Source organism: Methylophaga sp. (genome assembly GCF_048266885.1).
Lineage (GTDB): Bacteria > Pseudomonadota > Gammaproteobacteria > Nitrosococcales > Methylophagaceae > Methylophaga.
The window spans coordinates 32,132-56,722 of the sequence record NZ_JBLWYR010000008.1 but is presented as its reverse complement, the minus strand read 5'-3'; the positions used below and the strand labels follow the sequence as shown (position 1 = coordinate 56,722).

Here is a 24,591-nt window from a genome sequence, read left to right as displayed (position 1 = left end):
GCTTTATAAGTTAATCGCAGAAAAACGCTCAGGCTGATCAAATAACAAATCGTCTTGTATCCCATAGTTAGATAATTTCATCGAATAAAAACGATCAAAGTAATCTTTTACTGTGGTTTCAATCTGCCGATCAAAATGCGGTTTAACGGTCATGGTTTGGCCAAACTGACGTTTAACAAACTCGCCACGCTCAATAATCAGCTGACCGTTTTTAAATACCCATTGCGCCTTCCTGAACATCGCAGCTTTATCATTCTGCTCTCGATAAACCGCAATGTCGGCCAGAGCGCCAGGCTGCAGATGTCCACGGTCATTCAATCCCAGTAATTTGGCTGGGGCCGCCCGCGTCATAATGGCAATATCGTATAAGCTGAATTCCTGTTTGAGATGTTTGAGCAGGGTCAACTCCATGATCTCTGGATCCAACTCTGCCAGACAGGCCATGCGAAAATCATAGTCCATTAATAGATGCAGCAGATCCGGATAACGGGTAAACGGTGCACCGTTTGGATGATCGGTGGTAAAAAACAATCGCCAGGGATCGCCGGATAACAGGAAAATCTCCAGACCAATGGCCCATTGCAAACCATTAACATAACTGGCCTTTTTATATTGATACGGTACGATGCCGCCACTGCCTTCGTCTTCGGCATGCCACATTACCCATTTATATGGACTGGCATCCCCTCGACGGGAGAATTGAGCAATGATATCCCCAGACATGGTGACTGTTTGGCCAAATAAAACCTGCCCGACATCCATAGTGATATTGGGGTGGCGATTAAACGCTTCCATTAGCTGTGCCGCGGCCGACGAAAAACCCCGAGTACCCTCTGCGCCATAACCATAAAACTGCACATGCGCCAGATGCATGGGTAAGCCCTGGGCAGCCTCCATGGTATCAATGGCGGTTTGCACATTACCGGGAACACCCAAATTATTACAATGCACATGTACCGGGTGCGGTATGCCCAACAAGTGAACAGCGGTCTGTAATGAAGTTAATAATTGGCGTGAGCTGATACCATAACCCGGCACTTCATCATCCAGACCAAACTGTTCAACCCCGGCTTTAAATGCCTGCGAACCACCGGCATTAATCACTTTCAAACCTAATGCCTGGGTGGTGCTAATCGTCCAGCTGACATAGTCATTAATCTGATCCTGCGAGGCGCCATTTCGTAACATGGATACCAGCAAATCATCACTACCGAGAATCGCCAGCGCTGCTGTATCAATAATGGGGATATCCGCCATCTCACGATGTACCTGCGGCGCATTGACCGGCAACATTGCCGGTTCAACTACCATGCTGTAACCCATTTCAGTGTAGCGATAACCGGTTTCAAAACTGGACCAACGGGCATTATAAAATGGCAGATTTTCTTGTCTTTGCAGATGATTCCGATGTTGATCTGGCAGTAATAAACGGGCGGTATTTACGTTACCGCCTGCAATATGACTGTGAATATCTACACCACCTGCCATGGTAATGGCACCGTCCAAATCATAGGTAATGGCCGACTCTCTATCTGTGATCCGACTTGGATCAACGATTCGATCATCACGGATCCACAGATCCATGAGTTCACCATTCAGCTTTTGTACTGGGTCGTATACGCGAGCGTTTTTAAGACGGGTTAACATGATTTATCCCACATATTTTTAGTAATTGGTTTTCCATTACTTGTGCATCAAGCGGCATATCGCTAATAAACTCAATCCGGCTTTCCGCTGCCTTAGTAGGCAGTTTTTCAATCATCAGGTTGTCTTCAGCTTGATTAATAGCGACAAAGCCTTCGCTGGTTCGAAGCACAGCTTTTAGCCGAATCTGTTTGAATTGCTCTAACCATATATTCAGAGTTTGATAATCAAAACAGAATGTTGATTTGAACCGCCAACCATAGCTATACCAGCCACTTAACTTTTGTGTGGCCGCCAGGTAGCCGCAATCTGGAATAAGCTGTTCTTCGCTGTCAATATTAAAAACCGCTGGCTGTTCCTGCCAGACAGCCTGATTAAATTTAGCTTTTGGTTTTAACCATTCAGAATTAATTTTTGCATCCTGAGTAACCTCTATTGGTAGTTCCTGAAGATGCATTTCATTCAGGTAAGCCGTTAAAGCAGCAATTTCGCTCTGACCATACATATCAGCTTTGTTCGCCACGATCAGATCGGCGATTTGTAACTGCTGCTGAAACGTCTCATGTTCACGATATTTCGCATCAGCCATATGACGTGCATCAACCAATGTCAGCGTGGCGCGTAAATCAATGACCGATTGATAAAATTCACCTGACAGCACGGCGATCACTTCTTCCGGGTGGCCCAGGCCACTAGGCTCAATCAATAAGCGATCTGGCTTGGCTTTAGCAATAAGCTGATTGAGTGCCACCTTCATCGGCAAACCTGCAGCACAGCACATACAGCACCCGGGGACTTCGCGAATCGTGACTTCTCCTACAGAATGGTCATCGGTCTGCAACAGCTGACTATCAATGCCTACTTTGCCAAACTCATTAATCAATACTGCCCAGCGTTCGCCTGCCGGTTTGGTATTTAGTAGCTGCTGGATCGCCGTGGTTTTGCCGACACCCAGAAAACCGGTAATCACATTGGTCGGTATCGCTTTTTGAAACAGCTTGAACGTTTTTTCAGCCACGATTTCGGCGCGTTTGTAATGTGATTAATCCTATAAAAAACAGCCCTATTATCATTAAATTAATGAGCGTTTTAGAAGTGTTGTTCTGACTGATGGGCTTATAGTCAAATTGAGGAATATCGGCAAAATCATCTAGCGTAAATGGCTTATCGAAAAAATAGAAGATAAATAAATAATCACGTAACTGCTGCTGATAAACGGCAATCTGATCCAGAAATGTCTGACTGGCCAGCATATCTGTATCCGCCAGGCGATTCATGCTGTATTGCAAACGCATAACCGGAGAAAACCAAGCAAACTGCTCGCCAAGTTGATGAGAATGCAGGCGACTGGCACGAAACTGTGCAACGGCATCCGCCACAATCACATCACTCATATGCTGCATTGCATAATACCAACGCCAATCAAAGGGCTTATCGAGTTCTGCAGCGGTCGCCTGCCATTGAGGATAATCCTGTAAATACTGATCAAAATCAGCTTGCTGATCTTTATCCCAGCTATCGTGCATGAATTCGCGTTGATCAAACAGCATGGAAATATGTTCAGCCGGTTGCTGCTGTTGAGTTTGAAAAAGATAAGCCATCCCCGGTAGTACAAATGCAAAAATGATCCACAAACTGATAAACAACAGACTGTTAAAAATTGCACTGCGTTGCAGGCTGATAATCCAGCCGGTGATAACAAACCAGCAGAGTTGGTAAGCTAACAATACCGCTGCAATTTGCCACCATAAGCCATCCAATCTGATATCCGTCAATACAACAGCTGCCAGTAATATCACTATATTCACTATTGCCAGCAAGCCTGCTGCAATGAGCATTTTTTTAGTTAATAACATACCGCTATTAGCCACCTGGGATGCCAATAATGACCAGCGCCCGCTGGCCTTCTCTTCCGCCAGCAGATTTAAACTTAATGCCGCAATTAATAACGGCATCAGGTAAATCCAGATAAAACTCAAGTCCAGTTTCCCAATAGGCATGGCGGCGATATTACCTGTTGCGGTATTGCTTAATTGTCCTTGCAAGCCAAGTAAACGGACGCGGGTATGACTAGCTGCTTCGCTACGTTCCCCATGGATTAATGCTGACCAGGCTGACGGCTTCTGCCAAACAGGATGAAACTGATAATAGCCAAAATATCCTGCCGCATAAGGCTCCATCGGTGCATCATCCTGATAGTCTTGCAGTTCTGACTGATAATTGGCATCACTGAAATCACGCTGTTGATATTCGCGTTGCAGACCGATTTGCCCCCAGATGATGGCTATCAAAGCGACCAAAAAGTATGCCGTCATGAGCCATTTAAAGAGTTTGTTCTGCCATAAAAGACGTAATTCAAATTGGATAAATTTCACGTTAATCGACCTCATTACGACTGCGGCTCAATAAAAACACACCGAAAACCAACCAAAAAAGCAATATCAACAATGGCGGATATATTCGTCTGCTCTCGTCTTGTAATGTGGGCTCGTGATAGTCAAATTGTCCTAAATTTGTCCAATGTTCATGAGAGACTTTTTGAGCCCGATCATCCTCAAGCTCGATTTCTTCTGCATGTAATGTATTGAGTTGTTTAATGAGACTGAAACGATACTGTTCAGCGGCATTTTCATAATGCAAAAAACTCTCAGCATTGGTCGCCGCGAAAATGGATGACAAATTATTGGCTAATAAATAAGGTGAGAACCATGCTACATGGCTGACCAGTTGATTTTGTTGTTCAGCAAGTTGCATCAGTTTTTCATATTGTTTGCCAAACACTTCACTGGTAATTCGCTCGCCTTCCTGCATCAACACGCCGCGCCAATTCACTGGTAAATCTTCAACTCGTGAAACGCCGTATTCTGCCAATACCCGTTCACGAAACTCGTTAAAGTAAGGATCATCGGGGTCATGTGAATTACCAACTTTGGCAATTTCTTGTGCTGTCTGAATATCGAACACCGCACGATCCGGCATTGGATACTGCATATCAGCTAAGCTGTAAGCCATTTTAGGCATAACAATCACTGTGAGCAGCCAGAGCAACAATAATGCAGACAAGCTTTGCTGATTGGTGCGACACCAGTTAGAGAACAGCACCACTGTGATGGTCCACAATAGGCAGTAAAACAAATACAAAACAAACATCAAACCCATTCGTAATACATCACTGCCATGAACATGCGTTTGCAGCATAAAGCCTGTTGCAATAACAAAAATCACTAACAGAAATATCAGCGATATCAGGCTGTAAGCCAGTGTTTTTCCAAATAGCAGTTGTTTTACAGTGATACCTTGCGAGACCAATTGCCGTAATGTGCCCTGTACACGCTCACCACTGACACTATTAAATGCCAAAGCAATCAACACCAAAGGCCAGATCACCAGAATAATCGTCGCCCCTGATAAATAGCCTAGACCCATATAGGCCGTGCTGCTGACATATTGTTTAAAGCTGCTGCTGTTTTGCCGATGTGCTTCCAGAAACAACGTGTTCCCCACAAATGGGTTCACTCCACTATCAATGAAGCTCAGCGGTGAAATGATACGAAAAACCATCTTGCCATAATGTGCAGCACGATGAGGATGACGGTCTGGTTGAGCTTCCCATTTGGCATCATTCTGTTGCTGCCAAATGGTTTGTGCTTCAATAAAATCCTGTTGCTGTTGCCAGTGCGAAAACGCAATTAATGACGTTAATATCAATAACAGCGGCAGCAAAATTTTCAAGGTCTGACTGCGCCATTGGGTGATTAGCTCATGACGAGCAATTTCAATTATTGTCTGCATCATGATTAAAACTTATAAGCAACTGAAACACTGGCATTAACACCATCCCCCGGTGAATAAATCACCCCATCAACGCCACCGTTGTCGTAGACATATTCATAATATTCGTTGAACAAGTTATTGACCTGGAAGTTAATATTTCCCCAGCTGGTTGCATAGTCCATGCTGGCATTCACCAGGTTGTATTTGCCAAACTTGCCACCGCTATTGGCTTCGTTAATATAAGACGAGCCTTGAGCATCGTAATGTAAACGTGCAGTTAATGCCGGGGTGAACAGATAGCTGATACCGGTCGAAGCGGTATAAGATGGAATGCTACGTAATTCATTACCGTTATCACTGCCTGGGCTTTGAATCTCAGAATCTACTGTACTGAAATTGCTCCACAGCGTCAGTCTGTCAGTCGCCATCCAATTAATGCCAATATCAGCCCCCTGACGTAAGGTTTTCCCCACATTTTGTGCCAGTCCATCCACCAATACAAACTCATCCTTGGCTTTCTGTTCCCAATAAGACAACCGTAATTCAAGACTGTAAACAGGTGCCCATTTGACGCCAATTTCCCAACCATCATTGACCGAAACATCTCGTGCTGAGCGGTCCCCATCGGTATAGGCACTACTGCTGACCGGATGCTGAAAACTACGTCCAACATTGGCAAAAAGGGTGACTTGATCAGTTGGGTAAAGAAATAGATTGAATTTGGGTTGAACAATCGTTCCATAGTCATAGCTTTCGCGATCACTGACGACTTCACCCGCAGCATTACGCTGTTTAAAATCCCCATCAATGCGATCAGCCCGAACGGCTGCATTCCAGGCAATAAAGTCATTCGGAGCATGTGATATTTGCAGGTAGGTCCCTTGACTGACAAAATCATAATCAAAGTTGCGTGATACATTACTGGTATCGCGCTGGCGAACATTGCCTATGGTGCCAAAACGCTGCTCCAATACATCTTGACGTTCAATATCCAGGCCCCAATTTAATGCCCACTGCTCATTAATATCCCAGGACAAGGTCGAGATAAAACCATAATGATCCTGCTCGTCATATCGATTGGCTAATGAACCAGCCTCACTAAATCGCACCCAACGCTCACGTTCGTAATAGTTGTAATAGGCTTTGGCTGACCAGGTCAGATCATCACGTAATGCGGTATCAAAATGCAGGCTATAAGATTGGGTTTCTTTATCACCACCATCCTGGCTGGCATAGGCTGCAGAACGAGTCGGATGTTTACGGGCTTCGTCTTGAGTCAGATAACCCGGTGCATCAGCATCATACTCAGCGAGTCGAGCAATAAAACCGAGTGAGGTATCGTCTGATAAGTCATAAAACCAGCGACCACCCACACTGTATTTATCAATATCATAATTATCCCGGTAGCCTTCCGACTCGCGGTATCCAGCAAAATAGCTGTGCTGCAATGCGCCTGTTTGTTCTCCCCAATACCCTTGAATCTCTCGTGCGTTATAACTGCCGAGGGTTACCTCCACTTCTCGGCCTATATCTGAGCGAGTAGCAATATTGTAGTTACCAGCGACGTTAAATGTACCGTAACGTGGATCACTGTTACCTTTATAGACTTGAATCGTATCGATATTACCTGGAAACAGTTGATCCATCTCGCTGTAACCATTATGCAGATTGGATGGAATACCATCGATTAATAGCTTAGCGTGAGGGCTACTTCCCTCAGCGGCAAAGCCCCGAATACCGATATCAGTGTTAATGATGCCCTGATTGTAACGGGCAAAATAAACACCGGGGATTTTGGTAAAAAGCTCCATGGTGTTATTCACATGACTGATGGATAACTCTTCACGCGAAATAATATCCTGTGAACCAGCCAGATTTTCATCGGCATAATCCGGGCGGGTACCTAGCACCACTAAAGGATCTATACGGGCGGCAGGTTCATTATCAGTCTCGGCAAAGACCACAGATAACGGTAGAGCAGACACAATCAGGCTGCTAATAAGTGTTTTTTTCACGATAAAGTCCTATGCAGCAAACTGATCAAAGTAACGTTGCGTTAGCTGATCCAGTGTTAATGATTGCGTGGTAATTAGATCGGTTAAATGACCTTGTTTCATAATTCCAATTCGGTCAGCCAATTGATGAGCGCATAAAAGATCATGTGTGACGATCAATACTGCCGCACCCCGAGCTTTGATGGTGTTGACCACTTGAATAAAGTCTTGTGTGGCAACCGGATCCAGACCAGAGGTCGGTTCGTCCATTAAAATCAGCCTGGCATGTTTTAACAGGGCAAAGGCAATGGCCACTTTCTGACGCATGCCTTTGGAATATTCTGCGAGATGCTTGGTAAAGTCTGCCTGTTTAAGCCCTGCACTGATTAACGCTTCATGGATTTGCTGATCGGTTAATTTCATTTTGGCCAGCACCGCCAGATAGTGAATATTTTCAATCGCATCAAACCGTGGATATAGATTGACGTTTTCCGGCACATACATGATTTTTTGTCGGCATAAGGAAGCCTGCTGATAAAGGTCATCGCCATCTAAAGTAGCGCTGCCACTACTTGGTGCAGTAAAGCCCAGCAACATATTCAACGTGGTTGTCTTACCCGCCCCATTAGCACCCAATAAGCATAAAACTTCACCGGAAGCGATTTTGAAATTGAGCTGGTCGACGGCAATTCGATTGCCAAATGATTTGGTTAACTGGTTTACTTCCAGCATGGTTTCTCCTGAATATGTTAGCTAGCAAAAGGAAGATGAGTCGCTCTTTTGCCATTAAATAATAACGATATATCACATCATTTATTGATTAAAAATACGTTAATTTCCGTATAAAATATTTAACTGTGTTGTTGGCAACTTTCACACACCCCATGCAATTCAAGTTGCGGGCTGTTCAGTTGAAAATGGTTATGCTCAATGCTTTCTTCTAATGCATGAATCAATTGTTTATCCACACCGATTTCCCGCACTTGCTGGCATTTATCACAAATCAGAAACTGTGGCGTCTGATGTGAATGAGAACAAGCAATATGGGCGCAGGCAATAAATTTATTATTAGAGGCCAGTTTGTGCACCAGACTGTTCTGCATCAGAAAATCCAGCATGCGATACACCGACATCACCGGAATATTTTCATCGGTTTGTTGACGGTACAGTTCAGCAATTTCATAGGCTGAGCGCGGTGCTTCCGCCTTTAACAACACCTCAAGAATGTGTTTGCGTTTACTGGTTAAGCGCGCGCCATGCTCAACACAACTGCGTTCAGCTTGTTGCAAAACGTTATCTATATCCAAGGTCGCCATTAGTTAATTCGCAGAGTAGTTCGTTGTGGATTAAGTTCGAGTTGCTGCTGACCGGATGGTATCACCATCTGAACTTGCAGTGTTTCAAGGTTGCTGTAGATATCAAATAAATTTATTTTCAATCCGGTGATCTCATTCGGCTGTTCACATCGTAAAAAATAACTGACGTCGACATCTGCATGCCCTGCTTCGTCTTGACTGGCAAAAGGATCTGCTACTTCAATTAATTCAGCCTCACAAGTTGAGCCTTCAATAGTAATCAAGCTATCCATCCGTTCCAGCAGTTTTAACATATCTTGATAACTGGCTTTTTGCTGTTCAGTTGCCGGTTCATGTTCAAAGCCTAAAAAATTTATTAGAGGTGACTGCAAATGCATCATCAGCTCCTGGCCATCCATCACCAAGTCCAACGTCGCCATGCCATGAACATGCGCTCCATGATGACGATGTCCTTCATGCTCATGATCGTTTTCTGCGTGAGCATTGACCATTGTCATCAGGGCAATGCCAATTGCCATGGAAATTAAATAAGCTGTAAATCGCATGTATGGCGAACTCCCAATCACTCGGCAAAATCTAAGGTTAACAATAATCGTTTCTCATTTTTATGAATATGCGGCGAACGATGTACGATGCCACTCACTTGACTATCAATCCAACCATCGCCTTTCAATAAACCCACATCTGCTTGCTGAAGCTGTTGAATATTCTGATGATGCCGGTATATCCCTGACAAATGATCTGGCAATCCCTTTGCGCCAGTTCCAAGTTTTGAACGATCTACATTTTCTTCTTGTAACCATTCACTGCCTTGCCCGTGATAAGTTGTTACCAACCGACAGGCTAAATGATCGGTATGAAACCTGGGGCACATAGTCTCGTTTATCAAGCTGAGGCGCAAGCCAACGACGTTTAAATCAAACAAATCTGCATACATTTCAACTAACTGCACAACATCTTCAATAAATAAATATCGCTGAGGATGTTCAGGTAATAACTCAGCAAGCCAATCACTCACGTCGGTTGGCGCAATAACCGTACGTAATTGTAGCGCATTGAGTCCTTGAGTTAAGTCATGGATGTATCTATTTAATGTATCAGTCAATCCCCGTTGCCAGACCACTAAGTTAATGTGTGGCTGATAAATAGCGGTCATCACTAAAGGTGAATCAGCTTTACACGCATGCTCTACTGGTGGTGTTATTGCTAATGCACTCTGATTCATCTTAAGCCGCATCCCAAGCCGGAAATGGGTCGGGTAATGATTCCCATAGCTGCTTGCCTGCTAGCAACTCATTATCACTTAACAGACACTCATCAAGTTGGGCTGCCACTGCTTGTGGATTTAAGTTCTGTCCAATAAAAACCAGCTCCTGTCGCATATCGCCGAAGGGTTCCTGCCAATTTTCTTTAATGGTCTGCAGACTTTCGGCATCTTGTGGCCAACGATTTTCAGGAATCGCTTTCCAGAACATGCCAGCAAAACCATAACGAGCAATCCCACCGGCCTGATTCCACTGTCCAGCAAATTGCGGACGGCTGGCTAACCAGAAATAACCTTTTGAGCGAATCAACTTACCGCAGGGCCAGTCTTGATGCAGAAACTCAAAGAATTTCTGTGGATGAAAAGGACGTCTGGCGACATAGGTAAAACTGCTGATGCCGTATTCCTCAGTCTCTGGAATATGTTCACCACGCATTTCTTTTAGCCAACCCGCTGCCTGCTCGGCTTTTTCAAAACTAAATTTCTGCGTTCCCAATACTTTATCTAACGGGATCTGACCATTTTCTATCGAAATGATCTCTGCCTCAGTATTTAGGCTTTTTAAAATTCCGGTGAGTTCAGTTAACTGTTCTGCAGTGCATAAATCGGTTTTGCTAATTAAAATCACATCACAAAACTCGACTTGGTCCACCAGCAAATCGGCCACGCTGCGCTGGTCATCCTCACCTAAACTTTCTCCAGTCTCCTGCAGATGCTTAGCTTCATTAAAATCACGCAGAAAATTCACCGCATCAACCACCGTGACCATGGTATCTAAACGGGCAATCTGTGACAGACTTTCCCCATCTTCATCGGCAAAAGTAAAGGTTTCAGCAATCGGTAGCGGTTCAGATATGCCGGTAGATTCAATCACCAGATAGTCAAAACGCTGCTCTGCAGCAAGTTGACGCACTTCAATCAACAGATCCTCACGTAACGTACAACAGATGCAGCCATTACTCATTTCAACCAGCTTTTCTTCTGCACGGTTTAGTTGCACATCCTGCTGGATTTGTTGAGCATCAATGTTGATTTCGCTCATATCATTGACAATAACGGCGACTTTGCGACCTTCGCGGTTATTCAGAATATGATTCAACACGGTGGTTTTACCGGCGCCCAAAAAACCTGATAAAACTGTCACAGGCAATCGGTTATCGATATTTGTGTTCATATAAACCTTCTCTTAATTCATTAATTGTTTTGGCATCCGTGCAATATTCAGCGGTGGGCCTGATTAATAAGCGGGCAATACCGATTGGCTCTCCGGTTTGCAGGCAATAACCGTATTCGCCATTGCGAATCCGTTGCCGTGCCGCATCAATTTTCGGAATCAACTGACGTTTTCTATCGGCAATCCGTAACGCAATCTGCGATTCTTCCTCCTGTTGCGCCCTATCCAATACATCACTGACCTGGCTGTTACCTAACATTTGGTTTTTTATTGCGGTGATTTCGTCCAGAGTTTCTGTTCGAAGTTGCTGTAGCCGAAGGTCAAAAAATGCCAGTTGCTCATTATTCATATAGTCTGCTTCGGGAGCGGCTAATAAAGCCTCTTCATCCATTAACTTGTCCTCTTTGGGTTGGCAACAACTGTAGTGCTAAATTGCGATTCCATAGATGCGCTGTAATCAACAATATGCCGCCGCTAATGGTTATCCAGGTTTCCATCGACTCAGGCCCCAATAATGCGCAGACCATGGTTAACACACCCAAGCTTCCCAACAATAAAGGCCAATATTTTTTATGTTTTTTGTATGCACTAGGCAGACTCAACAGAGCTAATAACACCACTGGAACGAGCATTAATTTGTGTATCCACTCAGAAGCCAACCATTCACCTAGCAGTCCTGCGGCACCAAAGCCAATCACAATCGGAGTTAATAAACAGTGGATCATGCAAGCACCTGAACATGCTACGGCTATTTCGTCTTTCATCTTGACCTCCAAATTATGATATATCATATCATTTCAGTGTAGGCACTTTATGTCAAGGTTTATTAAAACCTTGGACTTAATCAACGATTAAGACATGCGTTCGATTAAGCTTTGTAGTTCGGTGAGGGTGGATTGAAAGGTGGCTTCTTGGGCCTTATAAACTGCTCGACTGGCGTGAATATCTCCCGCCAAATAATTAGCGAGTAAATCATTACCAGACTGAAAAATAAGCTGATGGAATTGGCTGATTTGGTCAAGCGTCGCATTATCCAAATAATGGTGATAACGGGCTTTTTCCAGCCAAATCCCGCAATGCGAATCTGATAATTGCGTAATTGGCCATTCGGTTTTAATGTCTGGTTCAGCAAACAGGCGTTCCTGAAGCTGATGCATCCAATATTTTAGATAGAAATAAAATAAACTTAATCTTGCTTGTTTGTGATTTTTTAATAGACCCGACTGTGCGCACCATTGGCTAAATGGCTGATAAGCATCTAAAAATTCAATAAGTTGTTTAGCCGGTAATGGTTTGGCTAATGCATAGCCTTGCGCCTGATTGCAGCCCATCGCTAATAACACTTCACCGTGAGCAATAGATTCCACACCTTCAGCAATCACTTGAATATTAAATGATTGAGCAAGTGCGATAACGCCCTCCACGATTTTGCAGTCTTCTGGTTCTGTCAGCATCCTACGCACAAAACTTTGATCAACCTTCACTACATCAACAGGCAACACCCGAATATGGGTGAGTGATGAATAGCCTGTACCAAAATCATCCAATGCCGTCGTTATACCAAACTCAGATTTACAAAATTCCACCACGTTACTTATCAGGCTCAGATCACTTAAACGATTACTTTCCAAAATCTCAATCTGAAATCGACGGGTATCCAATTTGGGAAACTGTTTAATCTGCAGTTTGAGCCAATCAAAGAAATCACTGGTCGATAAATGATAAGCCGTCAGATTGATGCTTAACTGATAGTCATATCCGGCTTGCTGCCATTGTGCGAGTTGGTTTAATGCTTGGCGAATGACCCATTGGCCAAGACTCACTTCCAGCTCTGTATCATAAACCTGGTCAATAAATTTATCCGGGGACAGCAAGCCTTTTTGCGGATGTTGCCAGCGAATCAACGCTTCAAAGCCGAAAATGTGGCCAGTACTTAATGTCACTTTCGGTTGAAAATATAAAACAAATTGATCTTCATTTATCGCTGTGGCTATCTCCCGTAATTGCTGGTTGCGTTCGGTAATCTGAACTTCCTCATCAGGGTCATAAGCAAAGACTGTGGATTTGCCATCAAGCTTGGCCTTGTACATGCATTGATCAGCATGACGAATTAATCGATCAAGGCTGCCTTTATCCTCCGGGTAGAGGGTATAGCCAACTGAAGCTGTAATCATCATCGGAACATCATTCACGATAAATGGATGAGCAATGGCTGCCAACACTCTCTGAATGGTCTCGGAAGCAATGGCGTGATTGTGAATACCTCCAATGATTAAAACGAACTCATCACCACCGTAACGCACAATACTGTCGGTTTCCGATAACACACTTCGTACGCGGTGTGGAACTTGGTCTAATAAGTTGTCTGCAGCGACTTTGCCGTGAATGTCATTAATCGTCTTGAACTCATCGAGATCCATAAAGGCCACGATCAGTTTTTCATTATTGATATCGGCAATAGAACTCATTCGACTGAATTCGTTTTCCAATCGATTTTTATTAAGAATTTGATGTGAGTTTCGGTTAAGGATGAGATCAGAAAGAATGGCACGATATTTTCTATCGGCAGATATATCACTGAGATGAGCAAGATAAAACACTTTGCCGAGAGCATTAATACGTTTCACACTCATACGCGCAATATAGTGGGAACCGTCTTTACGTTTATTTGAAACTTCACCTTGCCAGAAACCGTTGCGTTGCAAAGACTGCCAAATAGTTTGATTTAAAATTTTATTTTGGCTTTCAGCACTAAGTATTTGGGGATTGCTGCCGATAAGATCAGTACGTGAGTAACCAGTAATCTGTTGTATCGCATCATTGATATCAACAATTTTCTGATTTTCATCCGTGATGACAATACCTTCGTGTGCGAACTTGAAAGCATTTTCTAATAATGTGTTTCTCACACTACGTGCCTTGTCCTTAACGTTGATCTTTAGCAATACGTTCCGTCAGCTGTTCAGCCCCTTTCACTAAGGGTTCACGTGTACTGAGTCACACTAAGCCTAACCAATTACCTCGGTATAGATACCAGTGGTAATGAAACTACAGATGGTAACTAACTATGTCAATAACAACTGTTTACACTCTTATATAGATGAGCGAGAGAAAAGGACCTTTTAGCCTTCGACTGCCTGCTGAGCTAATGTCTTGGCTACGTTTCGAAGCAAAACAGCACAATCGGAGCACGACCAGTGAGGCCTTGTTTTTATTACAAAACAGTCTGACCCATCGCTTCGGAAAAGCGGCCGTTCGGGAATTCATAAAGAAACATCCCACCTATATCAATTCAGAAGCGTTTGGCTTACGCATTCCCGACGATTTAAAATCACACTTGCGCGATTTTAGCCTGCTACATGGCATCAGTCTGAATATGGAAATCGTCATGCGTCTGGCCCACCACTACAAAAAGTATCAACACCAGACGGTCACCGCTAAAAAAAGAACGGAAGATTACCTTACGGTGCCTCTTACCATTACTGAATCTGAACAAATTTTATTGGATTTATTCCGTGGACTGAGTGAGACAAACCGAAAGGTTATCCTGACGCTTATCAACAATCTTACTGATCACGACTAAACAAATTTTTGCTGTAAATGTAAACGTCATTGACCTGTTGTAAATTCTGACTATGATCGCGGCTTGATCTAGTCAATGGCCACGTTTTTTATGCAAACTTATGATTCTTCACCGCACTCTTTTCAAAATAAGCTAGAACGCTTACGACATAATCGTTTATTCGAAATTGTCGTGGTCAGTGTTATTTTGTTTTCGGCCATGGTGACTGGGGTAAAAACCTATGAAATCCCGGGCCAGATCTTACGGTTAGTCGATTGGTTGGATTATGCCATTACAGTCTTTTTTGTGATTGAAATCAGTGTGCGTTTTTTGGCCGAACCGAATAAACGTGATTTCTTTAAAAGTGGCTGGAACGTATTCGATACGCTTATTGTTACGATAAGTCTTATACCGGTTAATGATAGTGAACTCGCTTACGTCGCGCGGTTGATTCGCATCTTCCGTGTATTACGGATGGTCTCAGTGATTCCAGAATTACGCCATCTGCTGAATTCTCTACTCAAAGCATTACCGCAACTTGGCTACGTAGCATTGATGATGTTTATCATTGTCTATATTTTTGCGGCCATCGGCACCACGTTGTTTGCTGATGTAAATGAGTTTTTATGGGGTGATATTGCGGTTTCCATGTTGACATTGTTTCGGGTAATGACATTCGAGGATTGGACAGATGTTATGTATGAAACGATGGAGATCTATCCTTTTAGTTGGATTTTCTATCTGATCTTTATCTTCCTCAATACCTTTGCCTTTCTGAATATGCTTATTGGTATCGTAGTCAATGTCATGGAACAGGAACGCGCTGAAGAACGTGAAGAAGCCCATAAATACGATATGACCATTGAGGATTTGTCAGCACAAATCGAAGAACTCAAACAGCTTATTAAAACCAAAGCCTGATCTCATCGGCTGCCATACCACTTAGATCTTCACATCCGGTTCACATCAACCCCACCATCATCGACATTTCTTTCAGGAGGGATGTCGATGTCTGGTCGTAAATTATCTCTGTTGCTGTTTATCACGCTATTAGCAGGATGTCAGTCAATGTCACAACCGATTCGCACGGAAAATTATGTTGATATCGATCGTTTTATGGGCGACTGGTATGTTATTGCCAATATTCCCACCTTTATTGAAAAAGGTGCCCATAACGCTGTCGAATCGTATGAGTTAAATGATGATGGCACCATTGCCACCACATTTACCTTTAACAAAGGCAGTTTCGATGGTGAGCAAAAACAATATCATCCTAAGGGTTTTGTAACAGATACGGAATCAAATGCCGTATGGGGCATGCAGTTTATCTGGCCCATCAAAGCCGATTATCGAATCGTCTATTTAAACGAAGATTACACGCAGACTATTGTCGGCCGGGAAAAACGTGATTACGTATGGATAATGGCAAGAACCCCACAGATATCCGAACAAGATTACTTGAAAATGCTGCAACTGCTCGCTGAGCAGGGTTATGACATTTCAGAAATTCAAAAAGTACCTCAGCAATGGCCCGATTAACGGGCCATCGTGTGTTTTATTGAGTAATCGCCGCAATAACATCTTCTTCATGCAGATCCGGAGCGCACAATTGGATAAAGTCATAAGCGAACTGGCGCATATAATGGCCTTTTCTGATGGCAATTTTAGTAATGTTTTCGTCAAATAAATGCGTGGTATCCAACAGCGATAATCGAACATCACGCTCCGCATCATAGGCCATAGCGGCGACGATACCAACTCCGAGTCCCAACTCAACATAAGATTTAATCACATCCGCATCGAGCGCTGACATGACAATATCGGCATCGATATTTTCATTGAGAAATGCTCTATCAATGGTTGCCCGACCAGTAAACCCTTCATGATAGGTAACGATCGGAAATTCAGCGATGTCGGACAGCGTGAGCTTGTCCAGCTGAGTCAGGTAATGACCATTTGGCACCACTAACGCATGTTGCCAATGATAATAAGCAAAGCTGACCAGCTCAGGAATATTGCCCAAGGCTTCGGTGGCAATACCGATATCCGCCTCGCCCTCTATCATCATTTTCACAATCTCATCCGGGCTGCCTTGATGCAGTTTTAAGTGTACTTTGGGATAGCGTTGCTTAAATTGGGTGATCACTTCTGGCAACACATATCTCGCCTGAGTATGGGTTGTCGCAATGGTTAGTTTGCCGGTGTCTTGCTGGCTGTAATGCTCAGCCAGCCGTTTGATATTGTTGGCATCGAGTAACATGCGTTCTACAATCTGCAACATTTCTTTGCCTGGTTCGGTCAGTCCGGTTAAGCGTTTGCCTTTACGGATATAAAGCTCAACCCCCAGCTCATCTTCGAGGTCTTTAATGTGTTTCGACACCCCTGACTGTGAGGTGAACAAATGATTGGCCACCTCTGTCAGGTTGAAATTGCGTCGAACCGTTTCACGGATAATTCTTAATTGTTGAAAGTTCAAGCGTGGTGATCCTTATGTACGCTATCTCGTTGAAACAGCTTTAATTTCGAAGGCACTAACTTAACAATCTGGCCTTGTGATAATGATAATTCATGGACCCGTTGTGGACTTAATTCCACCTCAAAATGCTGGCCGTGAGCACTATTGATACCATCCAACTCCACCCGTGAATTAAGACCAAACGACAAAACTCGATTCACCTTGGCAGATAATCCACTGACTTGTTGTGTATCGACGACTATATCCAATTCATGCGGTCGTGCGAAAGCGTAAACTTCTGAACCGGGCACGTAATTTTCACCTTGGTCATGCAGCACATCATCACCGACATGTAGATGTCCATCGTCTACCCGGCCGTGAAACAGATTGACCGAACCTAAAAAGCCATACACAAAAGGCGTTTCCGGATGGTTATACACCTCATCAGGTGTGCCAACTTGCTCAACTTTTCCGTGATCCATCAACACCACTCTATCAGCTACTTCCAGTGCCTCCTCCTGATCGTGGGTCACAAAAATTGAGGTGATGTGTAACTCATCATGCAATTTACGCAACCAACGACGTAACTCTTTACGCACTTTGGCATCCAATGCACCGAACGGCTCATCCAACAATAAAACCCGTGGCTCAACGGCTAATGCTCTTGCCAATGCAATTCGTTGTCGTTGACCACCCGATAATTGTGATGGAAAACGATCAGCCAACCAATCCAGTTGCACCAGTTCAAGTAAACGATGGACTTTTTCAGCAATCACTTTTTCACTGGGTCTGGATTTACGAGGTTTCATCCGTAAACCAAACGCAACGTTATCAAATACGGTCATGTGCTTGAACAACGCATAATGCTGGAACACAAAACCCACTTGCCGTTCTCGAACATGGGTTTGTGAGGCATTTTCACCCTCCAGAATAACTGACCCCGAATCCGCCTGTTCAAGACCGGCAATAATTCTGAGTAATGTCGTTTTACCGCAACCCGATGGCCCCAAAAGCGCAACCAGTTCACCAGATGCAAAATTCAACGAAATATCCTCAAGTGCTGTAAAACTGCCAAATTGTTTGTGTAAATTTTTAACTTCTATACTCATTTTCGTGATCTCATTTAATTAATGTGCCGAAGCATTGGTTTCAGCGCAGTGCTCCACCCAGGTCTTTAATACCAGCGTGACTAGAGACAGTAAGGCCAGCAAGGACGCTACGGCAAACGCCGCCGCGAAGTTATATTCGTTATAAAGAATTTCCACGTGTAACGGCATCGTATTGGTCTGGCCACGGATATGACCGGATACAACGGATACCGCGCCAAATTCGCCCATTGCCCTGGCATTACACAGAATCACGCCATACAACAAACCCCATTTGATATTCGGTAATGTCACATACCAGAAGGTTTGCCAGCCACCAGCACCTAAAACAACAGCAGCCTCCTCTTCCTCTTTACCTTGTGCCTGCATCAATGGAATCAATTCACAAGCAACAAACGGGAACGTTACAAATATGGTGGCGAGAACAATGCCTGGAACCGCAAAAATGATCTTGATATCGTTAGCCACCAACCATTCACCAAACCAGCCATTCACGCCGAATACCAATACATAAACCAGACCGACGATGACCGGCGAAACGGAAAACGGCAGATCGATAAAGGTAATCAACAACTGCTTACCTTTGAATTCAAACTTGGCAATTGCCCATGCGGCCGCCACACCAAACACCAGATTTAATGGCACAGCAATCAGTGCCGTCAATAAGGTCAATCTAACCGCATATAAGGCATCTGAATCGCTTAACGCCAACCAGTAAACTTGAAATCCCTTGCGTAAAGCTTCGGTAAACACAGCCACCAAAGGCATAACTAAAAATAAGGCGAAAAATGTCAGAGCAATACTGATCACACTGATTTTTATCCACTTAGATTCTTGTGTAGCGACATTTCTTTCATATTTGGTTGCTGACACCCAAGCAAAATTGCTCAACGGTTTATTCACAACAGAATTATTCATTTATCGATCTCTCCCGGTTCGCTTACCAGCCCACGCCTGCAACGCATTAATAATCAGCAACATCACAAAGGACACCACCAACATCACTGCCGCAATGGCCGTTGCTCCGGCGTAGTCGTACTGCTCTAATTTAGTAATGATCATCAGCGGGGTGATTTCTGAAACCATCGGAATATTGCCGGCAATAAAAATTACTGAACCGTATTCACCTACCGCACGGGCAAAGGCCAATGCAAAACCGGTCATTAACGCTGGTAACAAAATCGGCATCAGCACATAACGAAATGTTTGCCAGCGATTAGCCCCCAGACTGGATGCCGCTTCTTCCAATTCGGTTTCCAGATCCTGAAGCACTGGTTGCACTGTTCGGACTACAAACGGCAAACCGATAAACACCAAAGCCACCAGCACACCTAACGGCGCAAAGGCCACTTTTATGCCTAAGGTTCCCTGAATAAACTGGCCTAACCAACCATTTGGAGCATACAAAGCCGTTAACGCAATACCTGCTACCGCTGTGGGCAAGGCGAAGGGTAAATCGACTAAAGCATCGACAATTTTCTTACCCGCAAACGAGTAACGTACTAACACCCAGGCCAACATCAAACCGAAAACGGCATTAATGGCAGCAGCGGCTAATGAAGCGCCGAATGACAGTTTGTAAGAGGCCACAACTCGGGGCGCACTGACTATTGCCCAGAACTCTGTCCAAGTTAATTGGCTGGTAAAAATGAACACGGCACTTAATGGAATCAGCACAATAAGCGACAGGTACACCAAGGTGAATCCCATCGATAAACCGAAACCGGGTAAAACGGAAAATGATTTTATTGAGGTCATCAGTCATTCCCCTCATCACGGTTCAATGAACCGTTATCGATGATGTGCCTAGCCTGTAGCAAGGTGTTGCGTAACATGTTTATTCCTTGTCAAAACAATGTTCGCAAAGTGTAGAGAGGTAGTTTTAGGCTGAGAAATAACAAAATATGCAAAGCTTATGCATGGCACTGGATTAGATTTATTAATGTTAAATTACAATAGCTTAGATAAAGCAATCGCTTTTTTAGCAGTTAAAAAAGTTAATGTTTTGTCTTTAAATATCTCTTTTAGCAACTGAAACAATTTGTGCTGCGCCATGGTTATGGTTTTAGATAATAAAAAGCCAGTAGTCCGATAGAACTACTGGCTGATACCAAAAATGAAAGAGCTCATTGTAGCTAGGTTAGATCACTTTAACTTTGTAAAACGCAAGTAAGGTCGCACAGCTTCATATCCCTGAGGGAAACGACTGGCAAGTTCTGCTTCATCTTGCAGAGATGGCACAATCACCACCCGGTCGCCCGGTAGCCAATTACCTGGCGTCGCTACTTTTTCATTATCGGTTAATTGAAGCGAATCAATTACTCGCAACACTTCATTAAAATTCCGTCCGGTACTGGCGGGATAGGTAATGATTAATCTGACCTTTTTCTGCGGATCGATAATAAATAAAGATCGTACTGTGAGTGTCGCGCTGGCATTGGGATGAATCATGTCGTAAAGCTCAGACACTTTGCGATCGGCATCGGCCAATATTGGAAAATTCACCGTGGTATTTTGCGTGTCGTTGATATCGTCAATCCATTGGTGATGCTTATCCACGGGATCAACAGATAATGCCAACGCCTTGACATTTCTTGAGTCAAACTCGGCTTTTAACTTGGCGGTCAAACCAAGCTCTGTTGTACACACTGGGGTAAAATCAGCTGGGTGTGAAAATAACACGCCCCAGCTGTTTCCCAGCCACTGATGAAAACGAATATGCCCTTCTGTTGAATCTTGTTCAAAGTCAGGGGCTTCATCACCCAATCGAATTGACATGTTAATTCTCCATTATTCAAGCCTGCATATCAGGCGTATTGTAAAAATGCACTTTGCTGCGTTGTTAAAGCAATTGTTGAATATGTTTTAGGTATGAGACGTTTACGAGAGCTGTTCCAGCTACTTAATTGAAAGACCTCATCACCTGGTAAGGGTTCAATAGCTTCCAGCATGGCTGAAACAAAGTCTTTAATTAACGGCCATGCACCATAACCGGACTCACTATTTATATGTCCGGCGTTTCCTGCATTGTAAAATGCCAATCCCCAATCACGACTCAGTTGATCAGCCTGAACAACTGACATCCATGGGTCATTTTTACTGGCTACCAATACCCCTAACGTGTTTAGACGTTGGTCAGGTAATACGCCTGCTATGGTTTGTAAATTCTTTTGGCTCTCTTTAATCGGCCCATAATGCGAAAAACGCTGTGGAGCGGCTGGTGCCACTAAAATAACGCCTGCCACCTTTTCAGGACGCCAGGAAGCTATCAATGCACTCACCAAGCAACCAAAACTGTGAGCGACTAAAATCGCTTGTTCCGGCATCATATCAAGCTGCTTCTCCAGCGCTTCTGCCCATGGATAAATTCGCGGCGATTCCCAATTAACGCCGGTTAAGCGCTCGCTGTCTGGAAATTGCTGTTCCAGCCATGTTTGCCAGTGATTTTCATCACTGCCATTGAAGCCCGGCACAGTTAAGACTTTAGTCTTCATTGGTTTTCTCCTTGGCCTTACTTTTTATATTTTGCTAAAACTGGCCAGTGCAACTTCCGTCGATTTGAATAAGGCAATGACTTCAAATCCTGCTTTAAGTCCCAAGTCGTCAAGTGAGCTGGTTGTCACTACGGAGGTAATGATTCCAACACCAGTATCCACTTCAACTTCACTGACCACATCACCGCGTTTTATTCGCTTGATAATGCCTTTAAACTGATTTCGACTATTTATTGCTTTGATTGTCATGATTTTTTCCTTTGTTTTTAAAAATTCGGCCTGAACCATTCAGGCCGAAATAGTTATGTACTATTGACCGGAATAAATTCGGTCGAAAACGCCACCGTCATTAAAGTGTGTTTTCTGGGCGTTTTGCCAACCACCAAACGCTTCATCAATGGTGAAGGTTTTTACTTGCGGAAAACGTGCAATATCCTGTGGATCTGCATGCTCTGGTGCAACTGGACGATAATAGTGTTTAGCTGCCAACGCCTGACCAACCGGCGAGTACAAATATTCCAGATAAGCCTTGGCAACTTCTTGTGTATCGTTTTTTTCAGCATTGCCATCAACGACGGTCACTGGCGGCTCGGCAAGGATAGAAACCGAAGGAACAATGATTTCAAACTGATCTTTGCCTAATTCGTTAATGGCTAAAAAAGCTTCGTTTTCCCATGAGATAAACACATCACCAATTCCACGCTGGACAAAAGTGTTGGTTGACCCGCGAGCACCGGAGTCCAAAACGGGAACGTTCTTAAAGAGTTTATTAACAAATTCTTCTGCTTTTTCAGCACTGCCATATTTCGCTTCAGCAAAACCCCAAGCCGCTAAATAATTCCAGCGAGCACCGCCTGATGTTTTAGGGTTTGGTGTTATTACGGACACGTCTGACTTAATCAGATCTTCCCAGTCGTTTATATTTTTGGGGTTACCAGCACGAACCAAAAACACAATAGTAGACGTGTAAGGTGAACTATTATTTGGCAGACGGGTTTGCCAGTCAGCGGGAAGTTTTCCGGTATGTTCACCTATGGCATCAATGTCATAGGCTAACGCCAAGGTAACAACATCCGCAGCAAGGCCATCAATAACCGCTCTTGCCTGTTTAGCAGCACCGCCATGGGATTGGCTAATCTTGACGTTATCGCCTGTCAGCTGTTTCCAGTGTTTGGCAAATAACGGATTGAACTCCTGATATAGCTCTCGCGTCGGGTCATAAGAGACATTTAATAGTTCAATATCTTTCGCCAGTGAACCGCCAGAAAACACCGCAATGCTGATAGCGAACGGCAAGGTTTTAATTAAGGTTTTCAGTTTCATTGTTGTTCTCCAAAATTCAAATTGGTTGTTTAAAAATCAATTTGTGCACGTACTAAAGCGATATCTGGTTTTTCGCCGTCGGCTGGATTACCAGGACGGTCTACATCAAGTACTTTTATGTAGTTAGCTGAGAGGCGGATATTGTCGGTGGTATACCAGTTCACCCCAAAGGTCAGGTTGTCCTGTTCGCCGCCGATAAAACTGCCATCGTTAAGATCAGCTGAGCTGTAGCGAATACCAAGTTCCCAGGCGCCGATACCGCCATGACCCACTGTTGAATTCGGTTTCACCCGATCAAATGTGCCGGTGTTAGCTTTGTAACCGCGAGACTCACCTGTCAGGAAATAGCTGGCATAGACATACCAGGCATTAAAGTCCAGGTCCGTTGAAGCTGAAGCACGCTGTACGCGTGTATTGATATACTCACTTTGTACTGACAGAGGCCCAAACACGGCTCCCGCTTCCAAGCCGTATTGCTGGAAATCATCGACATCTGCTAAAACACCGGTATCAATCAGCCGGACACCGCTGATGTTGGCTTCTGGACGCTCACGGAAACGTAACTGGCCATCTTCAGGATTGCGATGCAGAACAGCTGCACCGAGATGAATTAGTTTATTTTTCTCAATAATCGGGTTAAAGGTGCCCCTAGCAACCAGTCCCCAACCTTCGTTAACTTCTTCATCTGGATCGACTTCTGACTTTTCACCAAAGGCGCCTGCTGAGGCGCTCCAGTTATGACCACCATGACTCAGACCAAGTCCAATCGCTCGATCCGGATTAAAGACGTTGGTTAATGCGCGTTCGATAAAGGTGGTGTGTAAACTGCTGATGAGATGCTCTAACCCAAACGGTTGTTTGAATTGACCCAGGGTAATCGCTGGGGTGAGTCCCGTATATTGGATGTAAGCGTCGCGGATCCCCCGCGCGCCAGAAGCATTTTCTCCAGTACCTTTGGGGCGAGCAAAATCATATTGAAAACGGTAGTTCCAGTTTTCATAAACATTGCCGCGAATATCCAGGAAAGCACGACGAAATTCTGTGCCATCCCCTAAAGCAATTTCATCTTCATTATGGGATGCTGCATCGATTTGTAATCGTCCACCTACTTGCGTTTTAAATGCTCCGTCAGCTGATTCAAATGACAAGCTTCGGCCATTGCTTTTAGCAATAACAGCCCCTTTAGTCACCGACTTAGTCTGTTGAATGTCTTCTTGGTGTTGATTTATTTGCGCGCTTTGCGCAGCCAGTTTCTCGATCAGTTGGTTTACTTGTTGTTCCAGTTTCTGAATGCGTGCTTCGGCTTCAGTATCAGCAGCGAGAACGCCAAGCGGAAATGTACTGATTAATCCAGCTAAAATTAGATTCTGTGTTATAGGTTTGAGTTTGAATGACACCGTGCTATCTCCTGGTTGTGTTAAGTGCAGGGAGATAGTAGAAAAGCGCCTTTATAATGCGAACCAATAAAAAATGGATTGGTTATTC

At 44.0% G+C, this 24,591-nt stretch carries 25 protein-coding genes; 3 read left to right on the top strand and 22 right to left on the bottom strand.

Annotated features, from left to right (window positions below):
• Positions 1-3: 3 nt before the first annotated feature.
• The 13 genes from ACN0V2_RS05510 to ACN0V2_RS05450 form a co-directional block, all read right to left on the bottom strand.
• On the bottom strand, positions 4-1,647 hold the full coding sequence (locus ACN0V2_RS05510) for a formylmethanofuran dehydrogenase subunit A (protein ID WP_417549793.1): 1,644 nt from the start codon (positions 1,645-1,647) through the stop codon (positions 4-6).
• On the bottom strand, positions 1,631-2,662 hold the full coding sequence (locus tag ACN0V2_RS05505) for a CobW family GTP-binding protein (RefSeq protein WP_417549792.1): 1,032 nt from the start codon (positions 2,660-2,662) through the stop codon (positions 1,631-1,633). Before ACN0V2_RS05505 ends, ACN0V2_RS05510 begins: the two co-directional genes overlap by 17 nt.
• Positions 2,655-4,019 (bottom strand): DUF3526 domain-containing protein, encoded by a 1,365-nt coding sequence (locus ACN0V2_RS05500; protein WP_417549791.1) that lies wholly within the window; start codon positions 4,017-4,019, stop codon positions 2,655-2,657. Before ACN0V2_RS05500 ends, ACN0V2_RS05505 begins: the two co-directional genes overlap by 8 nt.
• A 1-nt stretch (position 4,020) precedes the next feature.
• The gene (locus tag ACN0V2_RS05495; RefSeq protein WP_417549790.1) at positions 4,021-5,439 is read right to left on the bottom strand and encodes an ABC transporter permease; all 1,419 of its coding nucleotides are present in this window, start codon (positions 5,437-5,439) and stop codon (positions 4,021-4,023) included.
• A gap of 2 nt (positions 5,440-5,441) precedes the next feature.
• Positions 5,442-7,433 carry a TonB-dependent receptor gene (locus tag ACN0V2_RS05490; RefSeq protein WP_417549789.1) on the bottom strand — a complete coding sequence of 664 codons (1,992 nt, stop codon included), beginning with the start codon at positions 7,431-7,433 and terminating at the stop codon, positions 5,442-5,444.
• 9 nt (positions 7,434-7,442) lie between these two features.
• Complete coding sequence (locus ACN0V2_RS05485; protein ID WP_417549788.1) at positions 7,443-8,144, bottom strand: ABC transporter ATP-binding protein; 702 nt, start codon at positions 8,142-8,144, stop codon at positions 7,443-7,445.
• Between the two features lie 119 nt (positions 8,145-8,263).
• The gene (locus ACN0V2_RS05480) at positions 8,264-8,728 is read right to left on the bottom strand and encodes a Fur family transcriptional regulator (RefSeq protein ID WP_417549787.1); all 465 of its coding nucleotides are present in this window, start codon (positions 8,726-8,728) and stop codon (positions 8,264-8,266) included.
• Positions 8,728-9,273, bottom strand: coding sequence for a DUF2796 domain-containing protein (locus ACN0V2_RS05475; protein ID WP_417549786.1), 546 nt, complete (start codon positions 9,271-9,273; stop codon positions 8,728-8,730). The genes ACN0V2_RS05480 and ACN0V2_RS05475 overlap by 1 nt, the downstream gene beginning before the upstream one ends.
• A gap of 17 nt (positions 9,274-9,290) precedes the next feature.
• Positions 9,291-9,953 carry a DUF1826 domain-containing protein gene (locus ACN0V2_RS05470; RefSeq protein ID WP_417549785.1) on the bottom strand — a complete coding sequence of 221 codons (663 nt, stop codon included), beginning with the start codon at positions 9,951-9,953 and terminating at the stop codon, positions 9,291-9,293.
• 1 nt (position 9,954) lies between these two features.
• The gene (gene zigA / locus ACN0V2_RS05465) at positions 9,955-11,166 is read right to left on the bottom strand and encodes a zinc metallochaperone GTPase ZigA (protein ID WP_417549784.1); all 1,212 of its coding nucleotides are present in this window, start codon (positions 11,164-11,166) and stop codon (positions 9,955-9,957) included.
• Positions 11,147-11,557, bottom strand: a complete 411-nt coding sequence (locus tag ACN0V2_RS05460; protein ID WP_417549783.1) for a TraR/DksA C4-type zinc finger protein — start codon at positions 11,555-11,557, stop codon at positions 11,147-11,149. Before ACN0V2_RS05460 ends, zigA begins: the two co-directional genes overlap by 20 nt.
• Complete coding sequence (locus ACN0V2_RS05455) at positions 11,550-11,930, bottom strand: MerC domain-containing protein (RefSeq protein WP_417549782.1); 381 nt, start codon at positions 11,928-11,930, stop codon at positions 11,550-11,552. The genes ACN0V2_RS05460 and ACN0V2_RS05455 overlap by 8 nt, the downstream gene beginning before the upstream one ends.
• 87 nt (positions 11,931-12,017) lie before the next feature.
• Complete coding sequence (locus ACN0V2_RS05450; RefSeq protein ID WP_417549781.1) at positions 12,018-14,075, bottom strand: EAL and GGDEF domain-containing protein; 2,058 nt, start codon at positions 14,073-14,075, stop codon at positions 12,018-12,020.
• A gap of 191 nt (positions 14,076-14,266) precedes the next feature.
• On the opposite strand from ACN0V2_RS05450, the gene ACN0V2_RS05445 reads away from it, so the two are divergent.
• The 3 genes from ACN0V2_RS05445 to ACN0V2_RS05435 all read left to right on the top strand — a co-directional run bounded on the left by ACN0V2_RS05445 (position 14,267) and on the right by ACN0V2_RS05435 (position 16,267).
• Complete coding sequence (locus tag ACN0V2_RS05445; RefSeq protein WP_417549780.1) at positions 14,267-14,749, top strand: Arc family DNA-binding protein; 483 nt, start codon at positions 14,267-14,269, stop codon at positions 14,747-14,749.
• A 90-nt stretch (positions 14,750-14,839) separates the two neighbouring features.
• Complete coding sequence (locus ACN0V2_RS05440; protein WP_417549779.1) at positions 14,840-15,649, top strand: ion transporter; 810 nt, start codon at positions 14,840-14,842, stop codon at positions 15,647-15,649.
• Between the two features lie 87 nt (positions 15,650-15,736).
• On the top strand, positions 15,737-16,267 hold the full coding sequence (locus tag ACN0V2_RS05435; protein ID WP_417549778.1) for a lipocalin family protein: 531 nt from the start codon (positions 15,737-15,739) through the stop codon (positions 16,265-16,267).
• 16 nt (positions 16,268-16,283) lie between these two features.
• On the opposite strand, the gene ACN0V2_RS05430 is transcribed toward ACN0V2_RS05435, so the two are convergent.
• The 9 genes from ACN0V2_RS05430 to ACN0V2_RS05390 all read right to left on the bottom strand — a co-directional run bounded on the left by ACN0V2_RS05430 (position 16,284) and on the right by ACN0V2_RS05390 (position 24,503).
• Entirely contained in the window at positions 16,284-17,204 is a 921-nt protein-coding gene (locus tag ACN0V2_RS05430; protein WP_417549776.1) for a CysB family HTH-type transcriptional regulator, read from the bottom strand.
• A complete protein-coding gene (locus tag ACN0V2_RS05425; protein ID WP_417549775.1) occupies positions 17,201-18,292 on the bottom strand; it encodes a sulfate/molybdate ABC transporter ATP-binding protein in 1,092 nt (363 codons plus the stop codon). Before ACN0V2_RS05425 ends, ACN0V2_RS05430 begins: the two co-directional genes overlap by 4 nt.
• Positions 18,293-18,310: 18 nt before the next feature.
• Positions 18,311-19,207: a sulfate ABC transporter permease subunit CysW gene (cysW, locus tag ACN0V2_RS05420; RefSeq protein WP_417549774.1), complete on the bottom strand. Its 897-nt coding sequence runs from the start codon at positions 19,205-19,207 to the stop codon at positions 18,311-18,313.
• Positions 19,208-20,047: a sulfate ABC transporter permease subunit CysT gene (gene cysT, locus ACN0V2_RS05415; protein ID WP_417549773.1), complete on the bottom strand. Its 840-nt coding sequence runs from the start codon at positions 20,045-20,047 to the stop codon at positions 19,208-19,210.
• Positions 20,048-20,434: 387 nt separating this feature from the next.
• The gene (locus ACN0V2_RS05410) at positions 20,435-21,067 is read right to left on the bottom strand and encodes a peroxiredoxin (protein ID WP_292413197.1); all 633 of its coding nucleotides are present in this window, start codon (positions 21,065-21,067) and stop codon (positions 20,435-20,437) included.
• A gap of 29 nt (positions 21,068-21,096) precedes the next feature.
• Positions 21,097-21,783 carry an RBBP9/YdeN family alpha/beta hydrolase gene (locus tag ACN0V2_RS05405; RefSeq protein ID WP_417549772.1) on the bottom strand — a complete coding sequence of 229 codons (687 nt, stop codon included), beginning with the start codon at positions 21,781-21,783 and terminating at the stop codon, positions 21,097-21,099.
• Between the two features lie 24 nt (positions 21,784-21,807).
• Complete coding sequence (locus ACN0V2_RS05400; protein WP_417549770.1) at positions 21,808-22,032, bottom strand: TOBE domain-containing protein; 225 nt, start codon at positions 22,030-22,032, stop codon at positions 21,808-21,810.
• 60 nt (positions 22,033-22,092) lie between these two features.
• Entirely contained in the window at positions 22,093-23,106 is a 1,014-nt protein-coding gene (locus ACN0V2_RS05395) for a sulfate ABC transporter substrate-binding protein (protein WP_417549769.1), read from the bottom strand.
• A gap of 29 nt (positions 23,107-23,135) precedes the next feature.
• Positions 23,136-24,503, bottom strand: a complete 1,368-nt coding sequence (locus ACN0V2_RS05390; RefSeq protein ID WP_417549768.1) for an OprO/OprP family phosphate-selective porin — start codon at positions 24,501-24,503, stop codon at positions 23,136-23,138.
• Positions 24,504-24,591 lie beyond the last annotated feature (88 nt).